21 protein-coding genes are annotated in these 25,145 nt (G+C 74.0%); 20 read left to right on the forward strand and 1 reads right to left on the reverse strand.

Annotated elements, in window-relative coordinates; genetic code table 11:
• The coding region (locus CS2_RS12205) for a S1C family serine protease (protein WP_070320198.1) at positions 1-1,377 on the forward strand (1,377 nt) is incomplete at its 5' end.
• Positions 1,378-1,578: 201 nt separating this feature from the next.
• Here CS2_RS12205 and CS2_RS12210 read toward each other — a convergent pair.
• Complete coding sequence (locus tag CS2_RS12210) at positions 1,579-2,910, reverse strand: isochorismate synthase (RefSeq protein ID WP_070320199.1); 1,332 nt, start codon at positions 2,908-2,910, stop codon at positions 1,579-1,581.
• 104 nt (positions 2,911-3,014) lie between these two features.
• Between CS2_RS12210 and CS2_RS12215 the strand changes: the two genes are divergently transcribed.
• The 19 genes from CS2_RS12215 to CS2_RS12305 form a co-directional block, all read left to right on the forward strand.
• Positions 3,015-3,707, forward strand: a complete 693-nt coding sequence (locus tag CS2_RS12215; protein ID WP_046529042.1) for a demethylmenaquinone methyltransferase — start codon at positions 3,015-3,017, stop codon at positions 3,705-3,707.
• Positions 3,708-4,094: 387 nt separating this feature from the next.
• The gene (locus tag CS2_RS12220; RefSeq protein WP_370297513.1) at positions 4,095-5,399 is read left to right on the forward strand and encodes a geranylgeranyl reductase family protein; all 1,305 of its coding nucleotides are present in this window, start codon (positions 4,095-4,097) and stop codon (positions 5,397-5,399) included.
• Between the two features lie 81 nt (positions 5,400-5,480).
• The gene (locus CS2_RS12225; RefSeq protein ID WP_046529041.1) at positions 5,481-5,843 is read left to right on the forward strand and encodes an NADH-quinone oxidoreductase subunit A; all 363 of its coding nucleotides are present in this window, start codon (positions 5,481-5,483) and stop codon (positions 5,841-5,843) included.
• A gap of 30 nt (positions 5,844-5,873) precedes the next feature.
• Positions 5,874-6,425 (forward strand): NuoB/complex I 20 kDa subunit family protein, encoded by a 552-nt coding sequence (locus tag CS2_RS12230; RefSeq protein WP_046529040.1) that lies wholly within the window; start codon positions 5,874-5,876, stop codon positions 6,423-6,425.
• On the forward strand, positions 6,422-7,243 hold the full coding sequence (locus CS2_RS12235) for an NADH-quinone oxidoreductase subunit C (protein WP_046529039.1): 822 nt from the start codon (positions 6,422-6,424) through the stop codon (positions 7,241-7,243). Before CS2_RS12230 ends, CS2_RS12235 begins: the two co-directional genes overlap by 4 nt.
• A complete protein-coding gene (locus CS2_RS12240) occupies positions 7,243-8,595 on the forward strand; it encodes an NADH-quinone oxidoreductase subunit D (protein ID WP_070320200.1) in 1,353 nt (450 codons plus the stop codon). Before CS2_RS12235 ends, CS2_RS12240 begins: the two co-directional genes overlap by 1 nt.
• The gene (gene nuoE, locus CS2_RS12245) at positions 8,595-9,482 is read left to right on the forward strand and encodes an NADH-quinone oxidoreductase subunit NuoE (RefSeq protein ID WP_046529037.1); all 888 of its coding nucleotides are present in this window, start codon (positions 8,595-8,597) and stop codon (positions 9,480-9,482) included. The genes CS2_RS12240 and nuoE overlap by 1 nt, the downstream gene beginning before the upstream one ends.
• The gene (gene nuoF, locus CS2_RS12250) at positions 9,482-10,816 is read left to right on the forward strand and encodes an NADH-quinone oxidoreductase subunit NuoF (RefSeq protein ID WP_174524305.1); all 1,335 of its coding nucleotides are present in this window, start codon (positions 9,482-9,484) and stop codon (positions 10,814-10,816) included. The genes nuoE and nuoF overlap by 1 nt, the downstream gene beginning before the upstream one ends.
• Positions 10,813-13,479 (forward strand): NADH-quinone oxidoreductase subunit G, encoded by a 2,667-nt coding sequence (locus tag CS2_RS12255; RefSeq protein WP_070320202.1) that lies wholly within the window; start codon positions 10,813-10,815, stop codon positions 13,477-13,479. Before nuoF ends, CS2_RS12255 begins: the two co-directional genes overlap by 4 nt.
• Positions 13,476-14,858: an NADH-quinone oxidoreductase subunit NuoH gene (gene nuoH, locus CS2_RS12260; RefSeq protein WP_070320203.1), complete on the forward strand. Its 1,383-nt coding sequence runs from the start codon at positions 13,476-13,478 to the stop codon at positions 14,856-14,858. The genes CS2_RS12255 and nuoH overlap by 4 nt, the downstream gene beginning before the upstream one ends.
• A gap of 121 nt (positions 14,859-14,979) precedes the next feature.
• On the forward strand, positions 14,980-15,663 hold the full coding sequence (gene nuoI, locus CS2_RS12265) for an NADH-quinone oxidoreductase subunit NuoI (protein WP_226239410.1): 684 nt from the start codon (positions 14,980-14,982) through the stop codon (positions 15,661-15,663).
• A complete protein-coding gene (locus CS2_RS12270) occupies positions 15,660-16,592 on the forward strand; it encodes an NADH-quinone oxidoreductase subunit J (RefSeq protein WP_052748271.1) in 933 nt (310 codons plus the stop codon). Before nuoI ends, CS2_RS12270 begins: the two co-directional genes overlap by 4 nt.
• Positions 16,589-16,888, forward strand: a complete 300-nt coding sequence (nuoK, locus tag CS2_RS12275) for an NADH-quinone oxidoreductase subunit NuoK (protein ID WP_046529033.1) — start codon at positions 16,589-16,591, stop codon at positions 16,886-16,888. Before CS2_RS12270 ends, nuoK begins: the two co-directional genes overlap by 4 nt.
• 11 nt (positions 16,889-16,899) lie before the next feature.
• A complete protein-coding gene (gene nuoL, locus CS2_RS12280) occupies positions 16,900-18,876 on the forward strand; it encodes an NADH-quinone oxidoreductase subunit L (RefSeq protein ID WP_082740190.1) in 1,977 nt (658 codons plus the stop codon).
• A gap of 25 nt (positions 18,877-18,901) precedes the next feature.
• Positions 18,902-20,455 carry an NADH-quinone oxidoreductase subunit M gene (locus CS2_RS12285; RefSeq protein ID WP_070320204.1) on the forward strand — a complete coding sequence of 518 codons (1,554 nt, stop codon included), beginning with the start codon at positions 18,902-18,904 and terminating at the stop codon, positions 20,453-20,455.
• A 35-nt stretch (positions 20,456-20,490) separates the two neighbouring features.
• On the forward strand, positions 20,491-22,155 hold the full coding sequence (gene nuoN, locus CS2_RS12290) for an NADH-quinone oxidoreductase subunit NuoN (protein ID WP_370297514.1): 1,665 nt from the start codon (positions 20,491-20,493) through the stop codon (positions 22,153-22,155).
• Positions 22,156-22,246: 91 nt separating this feature from the next.
• Entirely contained in the window at positions 22,247-23,254 is a 1,008-nt protein-coding gene (locus CS2_RS12295) for a polyprenyl synthetase family protein (protein WP_046529030.1), read from the forward strand.
• Positions 23,255-23,267: 13 nt separating this feature from the next.
• The gene (locus tag CS2_RS12300) at positions 23,268-24,035 is read left to right on the forward strand and encodes a PP2C family protein-serine/threonine phosphatase (RefSeq protein WP_070320206.1); all 768 of its coding nucleotides are present in this window, start codon (positions 23,268-23,270) and stop codon (positions 24,033-24,035) included.
• 28 nt (positions 24,036-24,063) lie between these two features.
• On the forward strand, positions 24,064-25,145 hold a 1,082-nt coding region (locus tag CS2_RS12305), incomplete at its 3' end, for an RDD family protein (protein WP_156442123.1).

Consider the following 25,145-nt stretch of genomic DNA (forward strand, 5'->3'; position numbering starts at 1 on the left):
GCGGTCGGCGCCGAGGGGCACCACGCCCCCGGTGCCGCGTTCGGCGTCGGCGCCCCGGGCGGCCCCGGCGCGGTACCGCCCGGCGCGGACCCGTGGGCGGCCCCGGGTGAGCCCCCGGCCCGCAAGCGCTCGCGGGCGTGGGCCTGGGTCGCGTCGGCCGCGGTGATCGGCGTGCTCGTGGGCGGCGGCGCGGTCGCCGGCGTCGGCGGTCTGGTCGGCGACGCCGCTCCCGGGTCGTCGCAGCGCTCGGCGTCGCTCGCCGACGTTGGCCGCTCGACCGCCGAGAACGTGCCGGTCTCCGGCTCGTCGAACGAGAACCCGGACTGGCAGGCCGTCGCGGCCGCCGTGCAGGCGTCCGTCGTGGCCATCGACGTCAAGACGTCCTCGGGCGAGGCGCAGGGCTCGGGCGTCATCATCGACGACGCGGGCCACGTGCTCACGAACAACCACGTGGTCGCGGGCGCCGAGGGCAACGTGCAGGTCACGCTGACCGACGGGCGCATGTTCGAGGCCCAGGTGGTCGGCACCGACGCGAGCACCGACCTGGCGGTCGTCAAGCTCGTCGACGCGCCCTCCGACCTCAAGGCCGCGGCGCTCGGCGACTCCGACGAGGTCGCGGTCGGCGACCCGGTGATGGCAGTCGGCAACCCGCTCGGCCTGGCCAACACGGTGACCACCGGCATCGTGTCCGCGGTCGACCGTCCGGTCTCCACGCAGGAGAACGGCGGCGAGGCGGCCGTGACCAACGCGATCCAGATCGACGCGGCCATCAACCCCGGCAACTCGGGCGGGCCGCTGTTCGACGCGACGGGCCGGGTCATCGGCATCACGTCGTCGATCGCGACGCTCAGCCAGCAGTCGGGCTCGATCGGCCTCGGCTTCGCGATCCCGGTGAACGTCACCAAGAACATCGCGGGTCAGCTCATCCAGGACGGCCAGGCCGAGCACGCCTACCTCGGCGTGACGCTCGCGGACGGGACGGCCACGGCCGACGGCGTGACGCGCCGCGGCGCGGTCGTGCAGACCGTGAGCGACGGCTCGCCGGCCGCGGCGGGCGGCGTGCAGCAGGGCGACGTCATCGTCGCGATCGGCAAGGACCCGGTCGGTGGTGCGGAGTCGCTCACCGCGTTCGTGCGGGGCATGTCGTCGGGCGACGACGCGACCCTCACGGTCGTGCGCGACGGGAAGACCATCGAGCTCGACGTCACGCTCGCCACGCGTCCCGACACGACCGACCAGAACCAGCAGGGCCAGGGCCAGCAGGGCGGTCAGGACCAGCAGGGCCAGCTGCCGGGCGGCATGACCCCCGAGCAGCTCTGGCAGTGGTTCCAGCAGCGTCAGCAGCAGGAGCAGCAGGGCCAGCAGGGCCAGGGCTGACGCCACGGCGGGGCCGGCGGCACGCCGGACCCCGCCCCCCGCACCGGGGCGGGTCCGTGAGGACCCTGCCCGGCGCGCCGGCCCACCCCCTGGGGCCGGTCCGCACCGCAGGCCCGTCGCGGGCTGTCCCCTCCCGCGGCGGGCCTGCGGCACGTCCGCGTCCGGCGGGCCCGCCGGACGCGGACGGCGCGCGGCCCGGCGTCAGGACGACAGCGCGAACCGCATCGGCACGAGCTTGGCCTGCGACTCCGCGAGCTCCGCGGCGGGGTCGGACGCGGCGACGACGCCGCAGCCCGCGAAGAGGCGCACGCGGTGCGGGTCGGTGCGGTCCACCTCGGCGGAGCGCAGCGCGATGCCCCACTCGCCGTCGCCGTCGGCGCCGAACCACCCGACCGGGCCCGCGTAGCGCGCGCGGTCCATGCCCTCGATGCGCGCGATGAGGTCGCGCGCCGCGGCGGTCGGCGTGCCGCACACGGCGGCCGTGGGGTGCAGCGCGGCGGCCAGCGCGAGCGACGACGGGTGCGCGTCGTCGCCCTGCGGCGACGCGAGCACGCCCGTGACGTCGGACGCGAGGTGCAGCACGTTCGGCAGCGACAGCACGAACGGCACGTCGGGGACGTTGGTCGACGAGCAGTACGGCGCGAGCGCGCGCGCGACGGACGCGACCGCGTACTCGTGCTCCTCGAGGTCCTTCGAGGAGTGCGCGAGGATCCCGGCGCGGGCGACGTCGGCGTCGTCGTCGCCCGTGCGGCGGATCGTCCCGGCGAGCACGCGCGAGGTGACCAGCCCGCGCTCGGAGCGCACGAGCAGCTCGGGGGTCGCGCCGATCATGCCGTCGACGCTGAACGTCCAGCACGAGCGGTACCGCTCGGCGAGCCGGCCCAGCGCCCAGCGCACGTCGAGCGGGTGCTCGGTGCGCGCGTGCACGTCGCGCGCGAGCACGACCTTGTCGACCTCACCGGCCCGGATCGCGGCCACGCCGTCGGCGACGACGTCGAGCCACGCGTCGGCCGTGACCGCGCCGTCGGTGTACGCGACCTCGCCGGGGCAGGCCGCGGGCGTGCGCGCGGGTGCGAGCTCGGCGAGCCGCGGCAGGGGGCCGAGCGCGGCGCCCGTGCTGAGCGTCGTCAGCCACGTGCGGCCGTCGCGCCGCCCCACGACCACACGGGGCACGACGACCACGCCGCCCGCGGCCGAGGCGTCGTCGAACGCGAACGAGCCGAACGCGACGGGTCCCGTGCCGGGCAGCCGCACCTCGTCGCGGACGACCGCGTGCGCGAGCACGTCCTGCCACGCGCGCTCGGCGTCGGCGAACCGGTCGGGGCCGCCGACCTCGATGCGCACGGCCTCGCCCCAGCCGACCAGGCCGTCGCCGCGGCGCACCCAGGCGAGGGGCGCGTCGGGCGGCAGCAGGTCGAGCAGGTCCGCGGGGTCGGGGTGGTCACCGGTCGGCAGGTCGTGGATCGCGACGGTGCGCACCACGAGGTGCTGCGGGACGTGGGCGCCCGCGGCGGCCCGGTTCGGCGTGCTCATCGTCGTCAGCGTAGGACGCGCGGGGGGCCGCGGCGGACCGGCGGGGCGCCACGCTCGGTGACGTGCGGCACGTCCGGGCCCGTGGACCTGAGACGATGGGACGCATGTCCCGTGCCACGCTCGAGAAGGACCCCCGCGACGTCGCGTCGATGTTCGACGCGGTCGCGCGCCGGTACGACCTGACCAACGACGTCCTCTCGCTCGGCCAGGACCGGGCGTGGCGCCGCGCGACGCTCGCCGCGCTCGACGCGCAGCCGGGCGAGACGGTGCTCGACCTCGCGGCGGGCACCGGCACGTCGAGCGAGCCGCTCGCGGACGCGGGCGTGCACGTCGTGCCGTGCGACCTGTCGACGGGCATGCTGCGCGAGGGGCGCCGGCGGCGGCCCGACCTGCCGTTCGTCGCGGGCGACGCGCTGCACCTGCCGTTCGCGGACGCGTCGTTCGACGCGGTCACGATGTCCTTCGGGCTGCGCAACGTGTCGGACGTCGACGCCGCGCTCGCCGAGCTGCTGCGCGTCACGCGCCCGGGCGGCCGCCTCGTGGTGTGCGAGTTCTCGCGCCCGACGTTCGCGCCGTTCCGCGTCGTCTACACGAACTACCTCATGCGGGCGCTGCCGCCGGTGGCGCGTGCGGTGTCCACGTCGCCCGAGGCGTACGTGTACCTCGCCGAGTCGATCCGCGAGTGGCCGGACCAGCGCGCGCTGGGGCGTCAGGTGCGTCGCGCGGGGTGGGACCAGGTGGCCTACCGCAACCTGTCGGGCGGCATCGTCGCGCTGCACCGCGCCGTGCGTCCCTGACGTCGCGACGGCCTCTCCCGGGGGCTGTCCTGACCTCTGTCGACGAGCCCGTCCCGCCGCCCGGCGGGGCGGGCTCGCGGCGTCCCCGGACGTCTCGGGTGTGACGATCGTCGCGCCGCGCGGCCCGGTGGGCGGCCGGTCGGACCGTCCGGACCGGCGCACCCGCGGTGCGGACGCGGCCGTCGCGCGGGACGATGGGGACGGACCGGGCATCGACGGTGCGGTCCGCGGCGCCCCGGAGGGGGTGTCACCCCTGCTCGGCACGCGTCCCGGGACCATCGTCCCGGGGGTCTACCAAGGTAAGCCAAACCTTCGCAGACAGGCCCTGGGGGCGTGGTTACACTCGCCGGAGTTGCACGTGAACATCGTCACAAGTGGGGTCCCAGCGTGGTGCGCGTACCGACGGATGACGCCGACGTCATCGTCGTCGGCGCAGGTCCCGCAGGCGCCTCGACGGCCTACCACTGCGCGGCCGCCGGGCTCGACGTGCTGCTCCTCGAGAAGGCGACGTTCCCGCGCGACAAGATCTGCGGCGACGGCCTGACGCCGCGCGCGGTCTCGGAGCTCGTGCGCATGGGCGTGCCGATCCGCGAGGAGGACGGCTGGATCCGCAACCGCGGCCTGCGCGTCATCGGCGGCGGCCACCGCCTCGAGCTGCCCTGGCCCGAGCTGTCGAGCTACCCGTCCTACGGGCTCGCGCGGGCGCGCACGTCGTTCGACCAGACCCTCGCCGAGCACGCGCGCGCCGCGGGCGCCAAGCTGCTCGAGGGCACGTCGGTCACGAGCCCCGTGCGCGACGAGCGCACCGGCCGCGTCGTCGGCGTGCGTGCGCGCGCCGTGGCGTCCGACGGCCGCCGCACGGTCGACGCGGGCGACCAGGTGGAGTACCGCGCGCCCGTCGTGGTCGCCGCGGACGGCGTGTCCGCGCGGCTCGCGACCGCGGTGGGCCGCACCAAGCGCGACGACCGCCCGATGGGGGTCGCCGTGCGCACCTACTTCCGCACGCCGCGGCACGACGACCCGTGGATGGAGTCGCACCTCGAGCTGTGGGACGGCGCCCCCGGGCGCTCGAACCTCATGCCCGGCTACGGCTGGATCTTCTCGCTCGGGGACGGCACCGCGAACGTCGGGCTCGGCTCGGTGTCCTCGACGGCCGCGGCGACCAAGGTCGACTACAAGGACCTCTTCGCGCGGTGGATGGCGAACGCCCCCGCCGAGTGGGAGTTCACGCCCGACAACCAGGTCGCGCCGGTGCGCGGCGCCGCGCTGCCGATGGGGTTCAACCGCGGCCCGCTGTACGCGAACGGCCTGCTGCTCGCGGGCGACGCGGCCGGCATGGTCAGCCCGTTCAACGGCGAGGGCATCGCGTACGGCCTGCAGGCCGGGCGCGTCGCCGCCGACGCGCTCGCGCAGGGCCTGGCGCGCGGGTCCGCGGCGGGCCGCGAGCGCGCGTTCGCGACGTACCAGCACCGCATGAAGGACGACCTGGGCGGCTACTACACGCTCGGGCGCGTCTTCGTGCGGCTCATCGAGCACCCGCGCATCATGCAGCTGTGCACGCGCTACGGCCTGCCGCGGCCGCTGCTCATGAAGTTCGTGCTCAAGCTGCTGTCCGACTGCTACGAGCCACGCGGCGGGGACGTGGTCGACCGCGTGATCGCCGGGCTCGCCCGGCTGGCGCCGGACGCATGAGCCCCGCACCGTGACGCACGCACCCGACCCCCACCGCCGGCCCCGCAGCGGACCGGCCTCGACGACGAGGAGGACAGCCCGATGAGCAACCCGTACGTCCCGCTCCTGGTGATGATCGGGATCGCCGCGGTCCTGGCCCTCGGCGGCGTCGGTGCGAGCGCGATCCTCGGACCCAAGCGCTACAACCGCGCCAAGCTCGAGGCCTACGAGTGCGGCATCGAGCCGACCCCGCACGCGATCGGCGGCGGGCGGTTCCCGATCAAGTACTACCTCGTCGCGATGACGTTCATCGTGTTCGACATCGAGGTGGTGTTCCTCTACCCCTGGGCGGTGAGCTTCGCGGAGCTCGCCACGTTCGGCCTGGTCGCGATGCTCGCGTTCCTGCTGCTGATCACGGTGCCCTTCGTCTACGAGTGGAAGCGCGGCGGCCTGGAGTGGGACTGACGGAGACGACGGGGACGAGGAGGGTCTGACATGGGCATCGAGGAAGCGCCCTCGGGCTTCCTGCTGACGACGGTCGAGGACCTCGTCGGCTACTTCCGCAAGGCGTCGCTGTGGCCCGTGACCTTCGGGCTCGCGTGCTGCGCGATCGAGATGATGGCCGCGGGCACGAGCCGCTACGACATCTCGCGCATCGGCATGGAGGTCTTCCGCGCGTCGCCGCGCCAGGCGGACCTCATGATCGTGGCCGGGCGCGTGAGCCAGAAGATGGCGCCGATCGTGCGGCAGGTCTACGACCAGATGCCGGGGCCCAAGTGGGTCCTGTCGATGGGCGTGTGCGCGTCGTCCGGCGGCATGTTCAACAACTACGCGATCGTGCAGGGCGTCGACCACGTCGTGCCGGTCGACATCTACCTGCCCGGCTGCCCGCCGCGGCCCGAGATGCTGCTGCACGCGATCCTCGCGCTGCACCAGCAGATCCAGGACCAGCCGCTGGGCGTCAACCGGGCCGAGGCCGCGCGCAAGGCGCAGGAGGCCGCGATGGCCGCCACGCCGACGTCGCACATGACGGGGCTGCTGCGATGACCGACGAGAAGAGGACGACGCCCGCGGGCGAGAAGGCCGACGCGTCGGCCGCCGTGAAGCCGGGCGAGAGCGCACCCGTGGGTGCGCAGCGCACGAGCGCGGCGGCCCTCGAGGCCGGGTCGCAGAACCTGCCGGCGGACGCCGGCGCCCGCACGCCGCTCGAGGTGGTCGACGTGCGCACCGGCATGTTCGGCGCGCACGGCACGGGCGACACGTCCGGCTACGGCGGCCTCGTGCGCACGGTCGCGATGCCCGGTCCGAGCGAGCGACCCTACGGCGGCTGGTTCGACGAGGTCGTCGACGTCCTGACCGAGCTGCTCGACGAGTCCGGCACGGGGTACGCCAACGCGGTCGAGGCCGTGGTCGTCGACCGCGGCGAGCTCACGCTCGTCGTGGCCCGCGCGCACCTCGTCGAGGTCGCCCGCGCGCTGCGCGACGACCCCGACCTGCGCTTCGAGCTGTCGCTCGGGGTCTCGGGCGTGCACTTCCCGCACGACGCGGGCCGCGAGCTGCACGCCGTCTACCACGTCGTCTCGGTGACGCACGGGCGCCGGCTGCGGCTCGAGGTCGCGGCGCCCGAGGCCGACCCGCACATCCCGTCGACCACGGGGGTCTACCCCGCCAACGACTGGCACGAGCGCGAGACCTGGGACTTCTTCGGGATCGTGTTCGACGGGCACCCCGGCCTCGCGCGCATCCAGATGCCCGACGACTGGCCGGGCCACCCGCAGCGCAAGGACTACCCCCTCGGGGGCATCCCGGTCGAGTACAAGGGCGCGACCGTGCCGCCCCCGGACCAGCGGAGGTCGTACAGCTGATGACCGCCCCCACGTCGCACACCCCCCACGCGACCCGCAGCGTCCCGCAGGACCAGACCGAGGGCGTGCCCTCGTTCGAGGCGTCCGGCGGCGACTGGTCGCAGATCGCCGAGGAGGCCGCTCGCCTCGGCGAGGAGCGCATCGTCGTCAACATGGGGCCCCAGCACCCGTCGACGCACGGCGTGCTGCGCCTCATGCTCGAGATCGACGGCGAGACCGTCACCGAGGCCCGGGCCGGCATCGGCTACCTCCACACGGGCATCGAGAAGAACATGGAGTTCCGCACCTGGACCCAGGGCGTGACCTTCTGCACCCGCATGGACTACGTCGCGCCGCTGTTCCAGGAGGCCGCGTACTGCCTCGCTGTCGAGAAGCTGCTCGGCATCACCGACGACGTGCCCGAGCGCGCGAGCGTCATCCGTGTGCTGATGATGGAGCTCAACCGCATCTCGTCGCACCTGGTGTTCCTGGCCACGGGCGGCAACGAGCTCGGCGCCACGACGATCATGATCCTCGGGTTCACGGCCCGCGAGGAGATCCTCAAGATCTTCGAGATGATCTCGGGCCTGCGCATGAACCACGCGTACATCCGCCCCGGCGGCGTCGCGCAGGACGTGCCCCCGGGCTCGATCGACGCCGTCCGCGAGGCGCTCGGGAAGGTGCGGGGCTACCTGCGCCAGCTCGAGGACCTCATGCTGGCCAACCCGATCCTGCACGCGCGCATGAAGGACGTCGGCACGCTGAGCCTCGCGGGCTGCATGGCCCTGGGCGTCACGGGTCCGATCCTGCGCTCGACCGGCCTGCCGTACGACGTGCGCAAGGCGAACCCGTACAGCGGCTACGAGACGTACGACTTCGACGTGCCCGTCAACGACGGCGCGGACGCGTGGAGCCGGCTGCTGCTGCGCATCGAGGAGTGCTACCAGTCGATGCGGATCGTCGAGCAGTGCCTCGAGCGGCTCGCGAAGCCGGGCCCGGTCATGGTGGCCGACAAGAAGGTCGCGTGGCCCGCGCAGCTCGCGATCGGCACCGACGGCATGGGCAACTCGCTCGACCACATCAAGGAGATCATGGGCACCTCCATGGAGTCCCTGATCCACCACTTCAAGCTGGTCACCGAGGGCTTCCGCGTCCCCGCGGGCCAGGTGTTCCAGACCGTCGAGCACCCGCGCGGCGAGCTGGGCGTGCACCTGGTGTCCGACGGCGGCACCAAGCCGTACCGGGCGCACTTCCGCGACCCGTCGTTCAACAACCTGCAGGCCGTCTCCATGATGTGCGAGGGCGGGCAGATCGCCGACGTGGTCGTCGCCGTGGCGTCGATCGACCCGGTGCTGGGAGGGGTGGACCGCTGATGTCCGTCGAGCACGCAGACGCGGCCGCGCCGCACGGGCACGGTCGCGTGCCCGGCGAGCGGCACGCCACCGGCTACGACGACGAGACGCGTGCGCGCCTGACGCGTGACGCCGACGAGATCGTCGCGCGGTACCCGCAGGCCCGTTCGGCCCTGCTGCCGATGCTGCACCTGGTGCAGTCCGAGGACGGCTACGTCAGCCCGCGCGGCATCGCGTTCTGCGCGGCGCACCTGGGCCTGACGACCGCCGAGGTGTCGGCCGTCGCGACGTTCTACACGCAGTACAAGCGGCACCCCAACGGCACGTACACGGTGGGCGTGTGCACCAACACGCTGTGCGGGGTCATGGGCGGCGACGCGATCTGGGAGGAGCTCAGCGAGCACCTCGGGGTCGGGCACGACGAGACGACCCCCGACGGGGCGATCACGCTCGAGCGCATCGAGTGCAACGCGGCCTGCGACTACGCGCCGGTCATGATGGTCAACTGGGAGTTCTTCGACGAGCAGACGCCCGCCTCGGCGGTCGAGGTCGTCGACAGGCTGGTCGCGGGCGAGGCGGTGGCGCCCACGCGCGGAGCGTCGCAGGTCGGCACGTTCAAGGAGATCAGCCGCGTGCTCGCGGGGTTCCCCGACGGCCGCGCCGACGAGGGCGTGGGTGCGGGGGAGGCCACGCTGCGCGGCACGGCGCTCGCCAAGGAGCGCGGCTGGACGGCCCCGTCGTTCGACGCCGACGAGCGGGCCGCCGCGACGGCCGCGCAGGTCGACGACGGTGCGCCCGAGGTCGGCGAGGAGCAGTCGAGCGCGCAGCACGCGCCGACGACCCCGGCCGACACCTCGCCCACGGGCGAGCAGCGCAAGCAGAAGTCCGACGACGCGAAGGAGTCGTGATGACGACCCTGACCCCCGTGCTGTCCGCGCACTGGGACGCGGACCGGTCGTGGAAGCTCGCGCGCTACGAGGCCGACGGCGGCTACCGCGGCCTGCGGCGCGCGCTCGGCATGCCCGCCGCCGACGTCGTGACGACGGTCAAGGACTCGGGCCTGCGCGGTCGTGGCGGCGCCGGCTTCCCGACGGGCATGAAGTGGGGCTTCCTGCCCGCGCCCGACGGCGGCCCCCGCTACCTCGTCGTCAACGCCGACGAGTCCGAGCCGGGCACCTGCAAGGACATCCCGCTCATGATGGCGAGCCCGCAGGAGCTCATCGAGGGCGTGGTCATCACGTCCTACGCGATCGGCTGCCACCACGCGTTCATCTACCTGCGCGGCGAGGTCGTGCACGTCTACCGCCGCCTGCTGGAGGCCGTGCGCGAGGCGCGCGAGGCCGGGTACGTCGGCACCGACATCCTCGGATCGGGCTTCGACCTCGAGATCACGGTGCACGCGGGCGCCGGCGCGTACATCTGCGGCGAGGAGACGGCGCTGCTCGACTCGCTCGAGGGCCTGCGCGGCCAGCCGCGGCTCAAGCCGCCGTTCCCGGCGGTCGCGGGCCTGTACGCGCGCCCCACGGTCGTGAACAACGTCGAGTCGATCGCGTCGGTGCCGGGCATCCTGCGCGGCGGTGCCGAGTGGTTCACGTCGATGGGCACCGAGCGCTCGGCGGGCCACGGCCTCTTCTCGCTGTCGGGGCACGTGACGCGCCCCGGCCAGTACGAGGCGCCGCTGGGCATCACGCTGCGCGAGCTGCTCGACATGGCCGGCGGGGTCCGCGAGGGCCACGAGCTGAAGTTCTGGACGCCCGGCGGGTCGTCGACGCCGATCTTCACCGCCGAGCACCTCGACGTGCCGCTCGACTACGAGTCGGTCGGCAAGGCGGGGTCGATGCTCGGCACGCGCGCGCTGCAGATCTTCGACGAGACCACGTCGGTGGTCCGCGCGGTGTCGCGCTGGATCCAGTTCTACAAGCACGAGTCGTGCGGCAAGTGCACACCCTGCCGCGAGGGCACGTTCTGGCTCGCGCAGATCATGGCGCGCCTCGAGGCCGGTCAGGGCACGAGCGCCGACATCGACCTGCTGCTGGACCTGTGCGACAACATCCTGGGCCGCGCGTTCTGCGCGCTCGGCGACGGGGCGACGAGCCCCGTGACGAGCGCGATCAAGTACTTCCGGGAGGAGTTCGAGGCGGGCACGCACACGCCCGCCGACGTCCTGTTCCCGCCCGAGCGCAGCGCGCTCTTCGACTACACGCCGCGTCGTCGCACGCAGCTCGCGGGGGTGCACGCATGACGATCACGACCCCGAGGAACACCTCGGGCACGCCGCTCGTGCCGGCCGCGCCGCCGGTCACCGCGCCCGAGCCGGAGGCGACCGTGACGTTCACGGTCGACGGCATCGAGACGACCGTGCCCAAGGGCACGCTCGTCATCCGCGCCGCCGAGCAGCTCGGCATCCAGATCCCGCGGTTCTGCGACCACCCGCTGCTCGCACCCGCGGGCGCGTGCCGGCAGTGCCTCGTCGAGGTGTGGGCGCCCGGCCGCGACGGCAACGTCGCGAAGATGCCCAAGCCGCAGGCGTCCTGCACGCTCGAGGCGACGCCCGGCATGCAGGTCAAGACGCAGCACACGTCGCCCGAGGCCGACAAGGCCCAGCACGGCGTCATGGAGCTGCTGCTCATCAACCACCCGCTCGACTGCCCGGTCTGCGACAAGGGCGGCGAGTGCCCGCTGCAGAACCAGGCCATGAGCAACGGCCGGGCGGCGACGCGGTTCGTCGACGTGAAGCGCACGTTCCCCAAGCCGATCGCGGTGTCGACGCAGATCCTGCTCGACCGGGAGCGGTGCGTGCTGTGCCAGCGCTGCACGCGGTTCTCCGAGGAGATCGCGGGCGACGTGTGGATCGACCTGCAGAAGCGCGGTGCGCAGCAGCAGATCGGCACGTTCGACACGCAGGTGCTCGGGTTCGCGGGCGACGCGCCGGTCGGCGCGTCGACGGTCGACACCAGCGGGCGCCCGTTCGCGTCGTACTTCTCGGGCAACACCGTGCAGATCTGCCCCGTGGGCGCGCTGACGTCGGCCGCGTACCGGTTCCGTGCGCGTCCGTTCGACCTGGTCTCGACGCCGGGCGTCGCCGAGCACGACGCGAACGGGTCGGCCGTCCGCGTCGACCACCGGCGCGGCGTCGTGCTGCGCCGCCTCGCGGGCGACGACCCGGTCGTCAACCAGGAGTGGATCACCGACAAGGACCGCTTCGGCTTCCACTGGCAGTCGGCGCCCGACCGCGTCACCACCCCGATGGTGCGGCGCCGCAACGCGGACGGCACGCGTGGCGAGCTCGAGCCGTGCTCGTGGGTCGAGGCGCTCGACACGGCGGCCGAGGGCCTGCGGGCCGCGATCGCGGGAGCGGGCGTGGGCGTGCTGCCCGGCGGCCGCCTCACGCTCGAGGACGCGTACGCGTACGGCAAGCTCGCGCGCGTCGCGCTCGGCACCAACGACGTCGACCACCGCGCCCGGCCGCACTCGGCCGAGGAGACCGCGTTCCTCGCGCACCACGTCGCGGGGCGCACGCTGCAGGTGACGTTCGGCGACCTCGTCGCCGCGCCCGCCGTGCTGTGCGTCGCGTACGAGCCCGAGGAGGAGGGCGGCATCGTCTTCCTGCGGCTGCGCGGCTCCGTGGTCGCGGGCCGCACGCGCGTGTTCTCGGTCGCGGCCCTCGCGAGCCGCGGCCTCGAGCGTCTGGACGGCACGCTCCTCGCGGCCGCGCCCGGCACCGAGCCCGAGGTGCTCGACGCGATCGCGACGGGTGCGGACGACGTGCTCGGCGCGACCGCCGACGCGCTGGCCGCCGAGGGCGCCGTGATCGTCGTCGGCGAGCGCGCGGCGACCGTCCCCGGCACGCTCACGGCGGTGCTGCGGCTCGCCGAGCGCACCGGTGCGCGCGTCGCCTGGGTCCCGCGCCGCGCGGGCGAGCGCGGCGCGATCGAGGCCGGCACGCTGCCGACCCTGCTGCCCGGCGGCCGCCCGGTCGCCGACGCGGCCGCACGCGCCGACATCGCCGCGACGTGGGGCGTCGACGAGCTGCCCGCCGCGCCCGGCCGCAGCGCGGACGAGATCCTCGCCGCCGCCGCCGAGGGGCGCCTGGGCGCGCTCGTCGTGGGCGGCGTCGACCCGGCCGACCACGCGGACCCCGTGCTCGCGCGCGCCGCGCTCGACACGGTGCCGTTCGTCGTGTCGCTCGAGGTGCGGCGCAGCGAGGTCACCGACCGTGCCGACGTCGTGCTGCCCGTCGCACCCCCGGTCGAGAAGCCCGGCACGTTCGTCACGTGGGAGGGCCGCCCGCGACCCTTCCCGCAGGCGCTCACGACGACGCAGCTCGCCGACCACCGCGTGCTCGACCGCCTGGCCGACGCGCTCGGCGTCGACCTCGGGCTGCAGACGCTCACGGCCGTGCACGACGAGCTCGACCGCCTCGGCGGCTGGGCCGGCGCGCGCGGCGACGCGCCCGCGACGGCCCCGGCCGAGCCTCCCGCGGTGCCGCCGGGTCACGCCGTGCTCGCGACGTGGCACCAGCTGCTCGACGCGGGCCGCCTGCAGGACGGCGAGCAGTACCTCGCCGGCACCGCCAAGCGGACCGTCGCGCGCGTGTCGCCCGCGACCGCGCAGGCGGCGGGCCTCGCGGACGGCGACGACGTCGCCGTCTCGACCGACCGCGGCACCGTCACCGTGCCCGTGCAGGTCACCGACATGGCGGACCACGTGGTGTGGCTGCCGACCAACCCGCGCGGCGCGGCGGTCCGCGACGTGCTCGGCGCGGTCGCCGGCACGGTCGTGCGCCTCGAGCGCGCGGGGGCGTCGGACGCACCCCTGGTCGTGGACGGCGCGACGGGCCCGGTGAGCGGCGACGCCGCCGACGCGGTCGCCGGCGTCCGCGCGGACGAGGAGGAGCAGGCATGAGCGTGCTGCCCGCGGCGCTGACCGCGCTGCCGAGCGCGGTCGGGGACGGCGCCGTCGCGCCCGTCGTCGCCGACTTCAGCAACGACGTCTTCTGGGTGTGGCTGCTCAAGGCCGTCGCGATCATCGTGTTCCTGCTGACCAGCGTGCTCATCGCGATCTGGTTCGAGCGGCGCGTGGTCGGCATCATGCAGCTGCGTCCCGGCCCGAACGTGCACGGCCCGTTCGGCCTGCTGCAGTCGCTCGCCGACGCGATGAAGCTCCTGGTCAAGGAGGACATCACCGTCAAGGCGGCCGACAAGCTCGTCTACATCCTCGCGCCGATGATCGCGGTGCTGTGCTCGCTGCTCGTGTACGCGGTCATCCCGTTCGGGCCCGAGGTGAGCATCTTCGGCGTCGTGACGCCGCTGCAGCTCACCGACTTCCCGGTCGCGGTGCTGTACATCCTCGCGTGCGCGTCGGTCGGCGTGTACGGCATCGTGCTCGGCGGCTGGTCCTCCAACTCGACGTACCCGCTGCTCGGCGGCGTGCGCTCGACCGCGCAGGTCATCAGCTACGAGCTCGCGATGGGCCTGTCGCTCGTGTCGGTCTTCATCATGGCCGGTTCGATGTCGACGTCGCAGATCGTCGACTCCCAGACCTCGGTGTGGTGGTTCCTGCCGCTGCTGCCCGCGTTCGTCATCTACGTCATCTCGATGGTCGGCGAGACGAACCGTCTGCCGTTCGACCTCCCCGAGGCCGAGGGCGAGCTCGTCGGCGGCTACACCACCGAGTACTCGTCGATGAAGTTCGCGTGGTTCTTCCTCGCCGAGTACATCAACATGCTCAACGTCTCGGCGGTCGCGACCACGCTGTTCTTCGGCGGCTGGCGCGCCCCGTGGCCGCTCTCGGCGATCAACGACGGCATGTTCAACACCGGCTGGTGGCCGGTCCTGTGGTTCGTCGCCAAGGTCTGGATGTTCATGTTCCTGTTCGTGTGGATCCGCGGGTCGGTCCTGCGGTTCCGCTACGACCAGTTCATGAAGATCGGCTGGAAGGTCCTCATCCCGGCCGCGCTCGCGTGGGTCGTGTGCGTCTCGCTCGTGCAGGCCGCGCGCCAGCTGTGGGACGTCGACCTGCGCACGCTGCTGTTCGTGCTCGCGGGCCTCGTGCTCGTCGGCCTCGTCGTGTCGTTCCTGGTGCCGGAGAAGAAGCCCGCGCCCGAGACCGGCCCGACCGGACCGCAGGAGATCGACCCCTTCGCGGACGGCTACCCCGTCCCGCCCCTGCCGGGGCAGGTGCTCCCGCCCTCGCCGCGCGCGCAGCGTCGCCTCGCCGCGACCGCGACCGACGCGGGCGACCCGTCCGGACCCGAGACCCCGCTGGAGGTGCGCGGTGGCTGAGCAGCGCAAGAAGAAGGCCCGCCCGGGCACGACGCCCGCGTCGTCCGGCGGCCAGGTGCAGCGCACCGGACGCACGGGCGGCGAGGTCGACCGCCCGGCCACCGAGGGCTACCGCTCGCTCATCGAGAAGCGGTCCGGCCTCGGCGAGCTGCTGGCGCCCGTCGCCGGGTTCGGCGTGACGTTCTCCAACATGTTCCGGCCCACGGTCACGGAGCAGTACCCGCGCGAGCGCGTCCCCACCAAGCCGCGCTACCACGGCCGGCACCAGCTCAACCGGTACGCCGACGGCCTCGAGAAGTGCATCGGCTGCGAGCTGTGCGCGTGGGCGTGCCCCGCGGACGCGATCTACGTCGAGGGCGCCGACAACACGCCCGAGCAGCAGTTCTCGCCCGGCGAGCGGTACGGGCGCGTCTACCAGATCAACTACCTGCGCTGCATCTTCTGCGGCCTGTGCATCGAGGCGTGCCCCACGCGGGCGCTCACGATGACCAACGAGTACGAGCTCGCGGGCCCCACCCGGCCGGGCATGATCTGGGAGAAGCAGGACCTGCTCGCGCCCCTGCGCGAGGGGCAGCTGTCCACGCCGCACCCCATGGTCGAGGGCACGACCGACACCGAGTACTACCGGGGCGAGGTCACCGGCACCACCGACGAGCAGGTCGCGTGGGTCGCCGAGCACCGCCCCGACGACCCCACGCTGCCGGAGAACCGTGCCAAGGGCGCGGTCGTGCCGGACCTCGGGGCCACGCGCCTCGCGCAGCGGGAGATCACGGCGGGCGCGCACCGCCAGGGGGGTGCCCGGTGAGCCACGTCCTCACGGTGCTGCCGGCGGCCGCCGGCGCCCTGACCGAGTCCGGTCAGACCAGCACGGCCGAGGCCGTCCTGTTCTGGGTGCTCGGCCCGATCATGGTGCTCGCGGCGCTCGGCCTGCTGTTCGCCCGCAAGGCCGTGCACGCGGCCCTCGCGATCGTGCTGGTCATGATCTCGCTCGCGTTCCTGTACGTCGCGCAGGGCGCCGAGTTCCTGGGCGTCGTGCAGGTCGTCGTCTACACCGGCGCCGTCATGATGCTGTTCCTCTTCGTGCTCATGCTCGTGGGCGTCGACCGTTCCGACTCGCTCGTCGAGACGATCCGCGGCCAGCGCTGGATCGGCGCACTCGCCGGGCTCGGGCTCGCGGTCGTCCTCGCGGGCGTCGTGGGGCGCGCCACCTACGGCGCGCCGGTCGGCATCACCGAGGTCAACGACGGGTCCAACCCGACGGCGATCGCGCACGTGATCTTCGGCCAGCACGTGTTCGCGATGGAGGTCGTCGGCGCGCTGCTCGTCACCGCGGCGCTCGGCGCCCTGGTGCTGACGCACCGCCAGCGGCTGACGCGCAAGGTCGGCCAGCGCGAGCGCGCCGAGCGTCGCCTGCGCGAGGGCGGCTACCCCGTGTCGCTGCCCGCCCCCGGCGTGTACGCGCGGCACAACGCGCTCGACGTGCCCGCGCTCGACCCCGAGGGCCGCCCGATCGAGGCCTCGGTGCCGCGCGTGCTGCGCGTGCGCGGCCAGGAGGCCGACGCGCGCGAGTACGCCGCGCGGATCGACCGCGTGCTCGCGGGCGGCTGGGCGTCCGGCGCCGGGACGTTCACGTCCAACCGCGACGTCGACGACCCGCACGGCCGGACCGCACCGACCCCGGGCACCCCCGGCACCGACGCCACCGAGACCGACGACGAGGAGGGGGCCCGGTGAGCCTCACCCACTACCTGGTGCTGGCCGCGATCCTGTTCGCGATCGGCGCCACGACGGTCCTGCTGCGGCGCAACGCGATCATCGTGTTCATGGGCGTCGAGCTCATGCTCAACTCGACGAACCTGCTCCTCGTGACGTTCTCGCGCATGCACGGCAACCTGTCCGGCCAGGTGCTCGCGTTCTTCGTCATGGTCGTCGCGGCCGCCGAGGTGGTCGTCGGGCTGGCGATCATCGTCACCATCTTCCGGACCAGACGCTCGGCGTCGGTCGACGACGTCAACCTGCTGAAGAGCTGAGGGGCTCCGACGTGCACACCCTGATCTCCTTGACGGCCCCTGCCGTCGTGCCGGCCGTCGAGCCCGCCGTGGCCGCCGACTGGCCCGGCGCCGACGCCGCCGTGCTGCTGGTCGCGCTGCCGCTGCTCTCGGCCGCGGTCCTGCTGCTGCTCGGGCGCCGCTCCGACCGCTGGGGCCACTGGCTCGGCGTGCTGGCCTCGGCCGGGTCGTTCGTCGTGGGCCTCCTGCTGCTGCTGGGCATGCTCGGCCTGCCGGCCGAGCAGCGCGTGCACGACGTGCACCTCGGCACGTGGCTCGACGCGGGCGCCCTGAGCATCGACGCCGGGCTGCGGGTCGACCCGCTGTCGCTCACGTTCGTGCTGCTCGTGACGTTCGTCGGCACGCTCATCCACGTCTACTCCGTGGCGTACATGGAGCACGACGCCGCGCGGCGCCGGTTCTTCGCGTACCTCAACCTGTTCGTCGCGGCGATGCTGCTGCTGGTCCTCGCGGACTCGTACGTGCTGCTGTTCGTCGGCTGGGAGGGCGTGGGCCTCGCGTCCTACCTGCTCATCGGCTTCTGGAACCACCACACGCCCTACGCGGTCGCCGCCAAGAAGGCGTTCGTCGCCAACCGCGTCGGCGACGTCGGGCTGCTGGTCGCCATGGGCCTGATGTTCGCGACCTTCGGCAGCCTGGACTTCTCGACCGTGCACGCGAACGTCGCGCAGACCTCGGAGTCGACGCTCACGCTGATCGGCATCGCGCTGCTCGTCGCGGCGTGCGGCAAGTCGGCGCAGTTCCCGCTGCAGTCCTGGCTGGGCGACGCGATGGCGGGCCCGACGCCGGTCTCCGCGCTCATCCACGCCGCGACCATGGTCACCGCGGGCGTCTACCTCATCGTGCGCTCGGGCGTGATCTACGCCGGTGCGCCCACCGCGCAGCTCGTCGTCGCGATCATCGGGGCGATCACGCTGCTGTTCGGGGCGGTCGTCGGCTGCGCGAAGGACGACATCAAGAAGGCGCTTGCCGCGTCGACCATGTCCCAGATCGGCTACATGGTGCTGGCCGCGGGCCTGGGGCCCATCGGGTACGCGTTCGCGATCTTCCACCTGGTCACGCACGGCTTCTTCAAGGCCGGCATGTTCCTCGGCGCCGGGTCGGTCATGCACGGCATGGACGACCAGGTCGACATGCGCCGCTTCGGCGGACTGGGCCGGTACATGAAGATCACGTACTTCACGTTCATGGCCGGCTGGCTCGCGATCCTCGGCATCCCGCCGTTCGCCGGGTTCTTCAGCAAGGACAAGATCATCGAGGCCGCGTTCGTGCCCGTCGACGGCCAGCCGTGGCGCGCGTGGGTGTTCGGCACCGTCGCGCTGCTGGGCGCCGGCATCACGGCCTTCTACATGTCCCGCCTGTTCTTCATGACGTTCGAGGGGCAGAAGCGCTGGAGCACCACGCGCGAGGGCAAGGAGCAGCACCCGCACGAGTCGCCCGCCCTCATGTGGGTGCCCATGGCCGTCCTCGCGGTCGGCTCGGTCGCGCTCGGCTGGGTGCTGCAGGCCGTCGGGTTCGTCACGTGGCTCGAGCCGTCGGTCGGCCACGCCGAGCACGAGGAGCCCGTGCTGGGCGTGCCCGTGCTCATCGGCCTCACGCTCATCGCCGTCGCGCTCGGCCTCGCGCTCGCGTGGCGCCGGTACGCGGTGTCCACCGTCCCGGTCGTGCCGCCCGTCGGCACGGTGCTCACGCGCGCCGCGCGCGTCGACCTCTACCAGGACGCGGTCAACGACGCGGTGCTGGTCGAGCCCGGGCAGTACCTCACGCGGTCGCTGGTCTACGGGGACAAGGCCGTCGTCGACGGCGCCGTCACCGGTCTGGCGCGCGTGACCGTCGGGATCGGCGACCTCGTGCGCCGCGCGCAGAACGGCTTCGCCCGTTCGTACGCCGCGGTGATGGTCGTCGGCGTGGTCGTGCTCGCGGTCGTCGTCCTGGCCGTACGCGGCTGATCGAGTCGGAGGAGAGCGAGAACTGATGTCGGACTTCCCCTGGCTCAGCGCCCTGGTGGTGCTGCCGCTGCTCGGCGCGGTCGCGCTGTGGGTCCTGCCCACCGGCGCCCGTCGCCACACCCGCGCCGTCGCGCTCGGGTTCGCCCTCGCGCAGGTCGCGCTGGTCGTCGCCGCGTTCTCCGCGTTCGACGTCGCGGACGCCGCGACCCACCAGCTCGTCGAGACGTACCCCTGGATCCCGGCGCTCGGGGTCTCGTGGGCGCTCGGCGTCGACGGCGTGGGGCTCGCGCTCATCGCGATGTCGGTGGTCCTGGTGCCGCTCGTCGTGCTCGCCGCCTGGCGCGAGCAGGGCTCGGTCAGCGGGCCCACGGACCGGCTGCGCCACTACCTGGCGCTCGTGCTGCTGCTCGAGGCGTTCATCGTCCTGGTGTTCGCGGCGCGCGACGTGTTCCTGTTCTACGTCGTCTTCGAGGCGATGCTCATCCCGGTCTACTTCATGATCGGCGCGTTCGGCGGCGCCCAGCGGCGCTACGCGGCGGTGAAGTTCCTGCTGTACTCGCTCGCCGGCGGCCTCGTCATGCTGGTCGGCGTCATCGCGCTGTACCTGCAGGGACCGGGCGGGCCGGAGGGCTTCCTCACCGAGAACCTCGTCGGCACGGCGCTCGACCCCTCGGTCGAGAAGTGGCTGTTCCTGTCGTTCTTCCTGGCGTTCGCCATCAAGGCGCCGATGTTCCCGGTCCACACGTGGCTGCCCGACGCGGCGCAGCAGGCGCCGGCCGGCACCTCGACGCTGCTGGTCGGCGTGCTCGACAAGGTCGGCACGTTCGGGATGCTGACGCTCTGCCTGCCGCTGTTCCCGAACGCGTCGCGCTGGGCCGCGCCCGTGATCGTCGTGCTCGCGGTGGTCTCGGTGCTCTACGGCGCGCTGCTCGCCATCGGGCAGAAGGACATGATGCGGCTCGTGGCGTACACGTCGGTGTCGCACTTCGGGTTCATCGTCCTGGGGATCTTCGCGTTCACGTCGACGTCGATCGCCGGCTCGTCGTTCTACATGGTCAACCACGGGCTCTCGACCGGTGGGCTGTTCCTCCTCGTGGGCTTCCTCGCGGCGCGCCGCGGGTCGCAGCAGATCGGCGACTTCGGCGGGCTGCAGAAGGTCGTGCCCGTGATGGCCGGCCTGTTCCTCGTGGTCGGCCTCTCCGCGCTGTCGCTGCCCGGCCTGTCGACGTTCGTGAGCGAGTTCCTCGTGATCGTCGGCACGTTCGCGCGGCACCCGGGCGTCGCGGTGGCCGCGACCTTCGGCGTCGTGCTCGCCGCGCTGTACGTGCTGTGGCTGTACCAGCGCGTGTTCACGGGCCCCGTCCGCCCCGAGCTCGCGAGCACGCCCGACCTCGGCGCGCGCGAGCGCTGGGTGATCGGCCCGCTCGTCGCGCTCATGCTCGTGCTCGGGTTCCTGCCCGGCCCCGCGCTCGACCTCGTGCGGCCACCCGCGCACGTGAGCCTCGAGCAGGTCGGCGTCGACGACGTCGCGCCGACCGTGTCGATCGCCACCGCCGGTGCCGAAGGGAGCGACCAGTGAGCGGCTTCACCGTCCCCGAGATCGCGTGGGGACCGATGGTCCCCGTGATGGTCGTGCTGCTGACCGCCGTGGTCGGCGTGCTCGTCGAGGCGTTCGTGCCCGCCGCGCACCGTCGCGCGGTGCAGCTCACGCTCACGCTCGCGGCGCTGGCAGGGTCGATCGTCGCGATCGCCGCGCTGTGGTCCGACACCGAGCGGACGGGCGGCACCGACGTGCTCGGCGGCTCGCTCGTGGTCGACGGCCCCACGCTGGTGCTGCAGGCGACGATCGCGCTGCTCGCGCTGCTGTCCACGCTCGTCGTCGCCGACCGCGTCACGGGCGGCGAGGACGCGTTCGCCCCCGCGGCCGCTGCCGTGCCCGGCTCGGACTACGAGGAGCTCGCGCGCCGCCGCGGGCTGCGCCAGACGGAGGTCTTCCCGCTCCTGCTGTTCGCGACCGGCGGCATGATGGTCTTCCCCGCGACGACCGACCTGCTGACGCTGTTCGTGGCGCTCGAGGTGCTCTCGCTGCCGCTGTACCTGCTGTCGGGCATGGCCCGCCGCCGGCGCCTGCTGTCGCAGGAGGCGTCGATGAAGTACTTCCTGCTCGGCGCGTTCGTCTCGGCGATCATGCTGTTCGGCATCGGCCTGCTGTACGGGTACTCCGGCTCGCTGCGGTTCGCGGACATCGCCGCCGCGACGGCCACGCCCAACGGCATGGAGGGGCTGCTGGTCGTCGGCGCGCTCATGCTGCTCGCGGGCCTGTTCTTCAAGGTCGGCGCCGTGCCGTTCCACATGTGGACGCCCGACGTCTACCAGGGCGCCCCGACCCCCGTCACGGGCTTCATGGCCGCGTGCACCAAGGTCGCCGCGTTCGGCGCGCTGCTGCGCGTCGTGTACGGCATGCTCCCGGGCATGGCGTGGGACCTCGACGTCGTGCTGTGGGTCGTCGCGATCCTCACGATGGTCGTCGGCACGGTCGCCGCCCTCGTCCAGACCGACGTCAAGCGCCTCCTCGCGTACTCGTCGATCGCGCACGCCGGTTTCGTGCTCACGGGCGTCGTCGCGCTCGACGACGCCGGTCTGACGGCCGTGCTGTTCTACCTGCTGGCCTACGGCGCGGCGACCGTCGGCGCCTTCGGGCTCGTGTCGCTCGTGCGCGAGCAGGGACCGGGGGAGGACGGCACGACCACGCTGCTGGGCGAGGCCACGCGCCTGCCGCAGTGGGCCGGGCTCGGTCGCACGCACCCCGTCGTGGCCGTGACGTTCACGCTCTTCCTGCTGTCGTTCGCGGGGATCCCGCTCACGGCCGGGTTCGTCGGCAAGTTCGCCGTCTTCTCGGCGGCCGTCGAGGGTGGCGCCTGGCAGCTCGCGCTCGTCGGCGTGCTGGCCTCGGCCGCCGCGGCGTTCTTCTACGTCCGCATCATCGTGCTGATGTTCTTCACCTCGCCGCACGACGCGGCCGACGACGCGCCGGCCGGTCCGACCCCCGCGGTCGGTGCGGTCGCGTCCGACGACGTCGCGGACGGGGGCACCCAGGCCGCCGCGACCGGCGTCGCCGTGGCCACGTCTGCGCCCGAGCGCGCGACCACGACGGTCGCGGCCGGCGAGGGGCTCACGGTCGTCGCCGTCGCGGTGTGCGCCGTCCTCACGGTGCTGCTCGGCGTCGCCCCGTCGCCGGTCCTGGACGCCATCGCCTCGGTGGCGGTCCTGCTGCCGTGACGTCCGTGTCGTGGCTGCGCGAACCGGGAGCGATCGGACACCGAGCGCTCCCGGTTCCGCGACCGCGCCAGGGTGCGGATAGGTTCGTCCCGTGACGACCGCTCTCGCCCTCCCGTTGCACGACGCCGCGCTCGCCGAGCGCCTGACGGGGCGCCTCGGTCTCGTCGAGGAGCTGCTGCGCAGCGCCGTCACGTACGCCGACCCCATCGCGCACGACGCGTCGAGCCACCTCGTCAACGCGGGCGGCAAGCGCCTGCGCCCGCTGCTCACGCTGCTGACCGCGGAGCTCGGCGACGGCGCGCGCCGTGAGGTGGTCGACGCCGCCGCCGTGGTCGAGCTGACGCACCTCGCGACGCTGTACCACGACGACGTCATGGACTCGGCCCCGGTCCGTCGCGGCGCACCCGCCGCGCACGAGGTCTGGGGCAACTCGGTCGCGATCCTCACCGGCGACCTGCTCTTCGCCCGCGCGTCCTCGCTCGTGTCCGGGCTGGGACCGGAGGCCGTGCGCATCCAGGCGCAGACCTTCGAGCGGCTGTGCCTCGGCCAGCTCCACGAGACCGTGGGCCCCGGTGCGGACGAGGACCCCGTCGCGCACTACCTGCAGGTGCTCTCCGACAAGACCGCGTCGCTCATCGCCACGTCCGCCCGCTTCGGGGCGATGTTCGGGGGCTGCAGCGCGGAGGTGGTGCGCACGGTCACGCAGTTCGGCGAGACCATCGGCGTGGCGTTCCAGCTCGCCGACGACGTCATCGACCTCACGTCCGACGGTACCGTGACGGGCAAGACCCCCGGCACGGACCTGCGCGAGCGGGTCCCGACGATGCCCGCGCTGCTGCTGCGGTCGCGGGTCGCGGCGGCGTCGGCCGGCGCGGCGGACCGCGACGTCCTCGCGCTGCTGGACGGCGACCTGACGGACGACGCGGACCTCGCCACGGCGGTCGCGGCGCTGCGCGACCACGACGTCGTCGCGCAGACGCGTCGACGGGCCGTGGAGCTCGCGCGGCAGGCGGTCACCGAGCTCGCGCCGCTGCCGGCCGGGCCGGTCAAGGACGCGCTGGTCGCCTTCGCGGACGCGCTCGTCGACCGCGCGTCGTGACGCGGCGGTGGTGATGGGTACCCGGGTCCGGCTACGGTCCGCCCTCGCCACCGACCAGGCCGCGCGCGACAGCAACGAGGACACCGCGTGGGCCTCCGACGGGGTGTTCGTCGTCGCCGACGGCATGGGTGGGCACGAGGCCGGTGAGGTCGCGTCGAGCGTCGCCGTGGACGTCGTGCGCTCGCTCGGCGGCACGAACCCGTCCCTCGACGACGCGGTGCGTGTCGTGCGCGAGGCGCACCGCCGGGTGCGCGCGCTGCGTGCCGAGGGGGAGCGGCGGCCGGGGACGACCCTGTCCGGCGTGGTGCTCACCGAGCACGCGGGCGTGCCGTGCTGGCTCGTGGTCAACGTCGGCGACTCGCGCACCTACCGCATGGTCGGCGGCGTCCTCGAGCAGCTCACGCACGACCACTCGGAGGTCGCCGAGCTCGTCGCCCAGGGTCTGGTCGCGGTCGAAGACGCGCCGCACCACCCGCGACGGCACGTCGTGACGCGCGTGCTGGGCGGCGGTGCGTCGCGCGTGGAGCCGGACCTGCGGATGTTCCCCGTCAGCCCGGGCGACCGCATGGTCGTGTGCTCGGACGGGCTGACCGACGCGCTGCCCGACGCACGCGTGCAGGCGGTGCTGCGTGCCGAGCGTCACCCGCAGGCGGCGGCCGACCGGCTGGTGCGCGAGGCGCTGGCCGCGGGCGCGCAGGACAACGTGACCGTCGTCGTGGTCGACGCGGTGGCCGTCACCCGCCCGTCCGACGCGCCCACCGGCCCTGACGTGGGACGATGACGCCTCACCCGACCCCGGAGGATCGTCCGTGAGCACCCGCGCCTCGGCCCCCCGCTGTGCGTCCTGCGGCATGCCGCTCGCGCCCGACGCGACGGCGTGCGCCGTGTGCGGCGCGCGCGTGCCGCTCATCGCCCGCACGTCCGGCGAGGAGGACGCGCAGGCCGCGCCGGAGACCCCGTCCCGCCCCGTGGGTGGGCTCTCGGGGCGCCGCGCCGCCGCCCGCGGCGGCGCGGACCCCGTCTCCTCGGACCCGCTCTCGGCGGACGCTCTGCGGCCGTCCGCGTGGCCGACCCCGCGCGCGGGCGACGACCGGGCGGCCGCGTCGTCCGCCGGGCACCCGATCGCCGGGCCGGCCGCGGACGCGTCGCCGTCGGTACCCGGCGTGCCGACCTCACGCGTGACGTCGTCGCCCGTCGCGCCGCCGCCGACCCCCGCCGCGCCGGGGCCTGGCGCCCCTGCTGCCGCGCCGTCCTCGCCGCGTCTCGAGGCGGCGGCGGTGCGCGACCTGCGGTCGGCCGCGCGCGCCTCGGGGGGCGCGCGCCCGGCCGACGTGCCGCCGTCCGTGGGGCGCCGCGTCGGTGCGTACGCGATCGACCTCGCGCTCGCGTTCGTGGCGGGCCTCGTGGGCGTGCTGCTGGGGCTGGCCACGGGCGTCGACGGCACGCTGCTCGCGTGGGCGCTCGGCCTCGTGGTCGGCGTCGCCCAGATCGTCGCCGAGGGTCTGCGGGGCACCACGCTCGGCGCCCGGCTGCTCGGCGTCCGCACGGTCGACGAGCGGACGGGCGCGGCCCCGGGCGTCCCGCGCGCGTTCGTGCGGCAGCTCGTCGTGGCGCTCGGCACGCCGGTGTGCCTCGTGGGCAACTGGGTGGTCGCGGCGTCGGCGGCGTGGGACAAGGGCCCGCAGAGCCGGGGGTGGCACGACAAGGCGTCGGGCACGCGCGTCGTGCGCACGACGGCCACGGCCGCCGCCGCGGTGCGGACGGCCCCGGCGGGCGCTCCCGCGCAGGTCCCCGGCCGGGCCGTCGTCCCGCCCGGCGACGCGCTGTACGCCCCGCCCCCGCGCGACGTCCGCGGTCCGGTGCCCCCGCCCCCCGTGGGGCCGCCGGCGCC

Origin of the sequence: Cellulomonas iranensis NBRC 101100 = JCM 18110, from assembly GCF_001552375.1 — a bacterium.
GTDB classification, from domain to species: Bacteria; Actinomycetota; Actinomycetes; order Actinomycetales; family Cellulomonadaceae; genus Cellulomonas; species Cellulomonas iranensis.

Bases quoted from the DNA above. Each gene is read 5' to 3' on its own strand.
- nuoH (WP_070320203.1), top strand. From the start codon at position 13,476: ATGAGCGTGCTGCCCGCGGCGCTGACCGCGCTGCCGAGCGCGGTCGGG.
- CS2_RS12235 (WP_046529039.1), top strand. From the start codon at position 6,422: ATGACCGACGAGAAGAGGACGACGCCCGCGGGCGAGAAGGCCGACGCG.
- nuoN (WP_370297514.1), top strand. From the start codon at position 20,491: ATGGTCCCCGTGATGGTCGTGCTGCTGACCGCCGTGGTCGGCGTGCTC.
- nuoF (WP_174524305.1), top strand. From the start codon at position 9,482: ATGACGACCCTGACCCCCGTGCTGTCCGCGCACTGGGACGCGGACCGG.
- CS2_RS12215 (WP_046529042.1), top strand. From the start codon at position 3,015: ATGTCCCGTGCCACGCTCGAGAAGGACCCCCGCGACGTCGCGTCGATG.
- CS2_RS12225 (WP_046529041.1), top strand. From the start codon at position 5,481: ATGAGCAACCCGTACGTCCCGCTCCTGGTGATGATCGGGATCGCCGCG.
- CS2_RS12230 (WP_046529040.1), top strand. From the start codon at position 5,874: ATGGGCATCGAGGAAGCGCCCTCGGGCTTCCTGCTGACGACGGTCGAG.
- nuoE (WP_046529037.1), top strand. From the start codon at position 8,595: ATGTCCGTCGAGCACGCAGACGCGGCCGCGCCGCACGGGCACGGTCGC.
- CS2_RS12255 (WP_070320202.1), top strand. From the start codon at position 10,813: ATGACGATCACGACCCCGAGGAACACCTCGGGCACGCCGCTCGTGCCG.
- CS2_RS12300 (WP_070320206.1), top strand. From the start codon at position 23,268: ATGGGTACCCGGGTCCGGCTACGGTCCGCCCTCGCCACCGACCAGGCC.
- CS2_RS12240 (WP_070320200.1), top strand. From the start codon at position 7,243: ATGACCGCCCCCACGTCGCACACCCCCCACGCGACCCGCAGCGTCCCG.
- CS2_RS12285 (WP_070320204.1), top strand. From the start codon at position 18,902: ATGTCGGACTTCCCCTGGCTCAGCGCCCTGGTGGTGCTGCCGCTGCTC.
- CS2_RS12210 (WP_070320199.1), bottom strand. From the start codon at position 2,910: ATGAGCACGCCGAACCGGGCCGCCGCGGGCGCCCACGTCCCGCAGCAC.